Here is a 2219-nt window from a genome sequence, read left to right as displayed (position 1 = left end):
GGGAAAATAGTCAGAGCACCTGCTCCAGTTCCGCCAGGATCGTGAACAGATCCCCTCCAGAGTTTCCTGGCTACCCTGATCGTCCTGCTGGTGGTCAGCGTGGGCGGCGTGCTGGTGGACATCCTCGGCAACATCGCCGACGGACGGCTGCCGGCCAAGCTGCTGTTCTCGCAGCTGGGCCTGCAGTTCATCGCCTACATGCCGCTGATCCTGCCACTGGCACTGATGCTGGGCCTGCTGCTGTCCATTGCCCGCCTGTACCGCGATTCGGAAATGGCGGTCATCACCGCCATTGGCGTGGGGCCCAAGCGCCTGCTGCGGCCGCTGCTGATGCTGGTGGTGCCGGTGGTGCTGCTGGTCGGCGCCTGTTCGCTGTGGCTGGGCCCGTGGGCCGGCCGCACCGCCGAGCAGATGATCCAGGACGCCAACCGCAGCGTGCTGATGGCCGGCCTGGAGCCGGGCCGCTTCACCCCGCTGCCCAATGGCGGGGTGGTCTACCTGTCCTCGATCTCGCCCGATGGCACCCAGCTGGGCCGGGTGTTCCTGCAGCGGCAGAAGGATGACCGCCTGGAAGTGGTGTCCGCCGCCGGCGGCCGCATGTTCTTCGAAGGCAAGCAGCAGCGATTCCTGGAGCTGGACGACGGCCACCAGGTGGAGGGCCCGCTGGCCGGCGCGCTGGATTACCGCCTGGCGACCTTTGCCCGCAACGACGTGGCCCTGCCTGACGGCGCCCAAGCCAAGGACGAGGACGACCCCGAGCTGATGCCGACCCTGCAGCTGCTGGGTGACGACCGCGCCGAGGCCAAGGCCCAGCTGCACCGCCGCATCGCCTCGCCGCTGATCGCCCTGGCCTTCGCCCTGCTGACCGTGCCGCTGGGCCGCAGCTCGCCGCGCCAGCAGCGCTATGGCCGGATGATGCTGGCCCTGCTGGCCTACATGGTCGGTACCAACCTGATGTTCATCGGCAGTGGCTGGATCGCCAATGGCAGGATTCCGTCTGCCGTGGGCCTGTGGTGGCTGACCCTGCCGCTGCTCGGCTTCGCACTGTGGATGTACTTCCGCGATGGCCGCCTGGCGCGCCCGAAGGGAGCCCGCGCATGAAGCTGCGACCGATGCGTTTCGATTTCTATCTGGGCCGTGCGGTGTTCACCACCGTGCTGCTCACTTGGGCGGTGTTGACCGGCCTGGACGTGGTGATGGCCTTCTCCGGTGAGTTCAAGGACATCGGCAAGAACGGCTATTCGCTGGGCCATGCCGCGGCCTGGGTGCTGTACACCGTGCCTCGCCGTGCCTATACGTTCTTCCCGACTGCCGCGGTGATCGGTGCGCTGATGGGCCTGGGCCAGCTGGCCGCCACCTCCGAGCTGACTGCGCTGCGCGCGCTGGGCCTGTCGCGCAAGCGCCTGAGTGTGTCGGTGGCCATCGCCCTGTCGCTGCTCACCGGCGTGATGGTGATCAGTGCCGAGACCCTGGGTCCGTGGGGCCAGAACCGCGCCGATGCGCTGAAGATGAGCGCCAAGTGGGGCACCGATGTGACCACGGCCCGCTATTCGGGCCTGTGGGCGCGCGAGGGCGACACCTTCCTCAATGCCGCCAGCGGCGAAGAGCAGCTGGTCGGTGACAAGGGCACGCGGCTGATCCTGCGCGATGTGCGCCTGTACCGCATTGCCGAGGATGGCAACATCGCTTCGCTCACCCATGCTGCCACCGCCGAACACGACAAGGACGGCTGGGTGCTGACCGGGGTCAAGCGCGATACCTTCGCCGAGCGCGGTGCGACCCGCGAAGAAGCCGCACGCGAGCCCTGGGATTCCAAGCTGGATGCCGGCGCGCTGGCGACCGGCATCGCCAAGCCGCGCAACCTGAAGTTGAGCGAGTTGAGCACCAGCATCGAATACCGCGAGCGCAACGGCCTGGATGCCCGTGATTTCGAGGATATCTACTGGAGCCGCTGGTTCTACCCGTTGAACGTGCTGGCGCTGTGCCTGGCCGCCGTGCCGTTCGCGTTCGGTTCGCTGCGCAGCGGCGGCATGGGCAAGCGCCTGTTCCTGGGCATCCTGTTCGCGCTGGGCTTCTGGCTGTTGCAGCTGTTCTTCGGGCGCATGGCCGGCGCGCTGAAGTTCGATTACCGCATCGCCTATGCGTTGCCGCCCATCGTCATGCTGGCGGTGTCCGGCTGGCTGTTCCGGCGCAAATCCGGCTGATCCTGGCTGTTGTAG

General features: G+C 67.3%; 2 protein-coding genes. Both read left to right on the top strand.

Features of this window, described 5'->3' with window-relative positions:
• Positions 1-66: 66 nt before the first annotated feature.
• Positions 67-1101, top strand: coding sequence for an LPS export ABC transporter permease LptF (gene lptF / locus ACQKDV_RS02550; RefSeq protein WP_427782226.1), 1035 nt, complete (start codon positions 67-69; stop codon positions 1099-1101).
• Positions 1098-2204, top strand: a complete 1107-nt coding sequence (gene lptG / locus ACQKDV_RS02545; protein WP_427782223.1) for an LPS export ABC transporter permease LptG — start codon at positions 1098-1100, stop codon at positions 2202-2204. The genes lptF and lptG overlap by 4 nt, the downstream gene beginning before the upstream one ends.
• Positions 2205-2219 lie beyond the last annotated feature (15 nt).

The sequence above is a fragment of the Stenotrophomonas sp. NPDC077659 genome (assembly GCF_050268705.1).
In the GTDB taxonomy this organism is placed as follows: domain Bacteria; phylum Pseudomonadota; class Gammaproteobacteria; order Xanthomonadales; family Xanthomonadaceae; genus Stenotrophomonas.
Note: the sequence above shows the minus strand (reverse complement) of the source record. Positions and strands in the feature narration are given on the sequence as shown.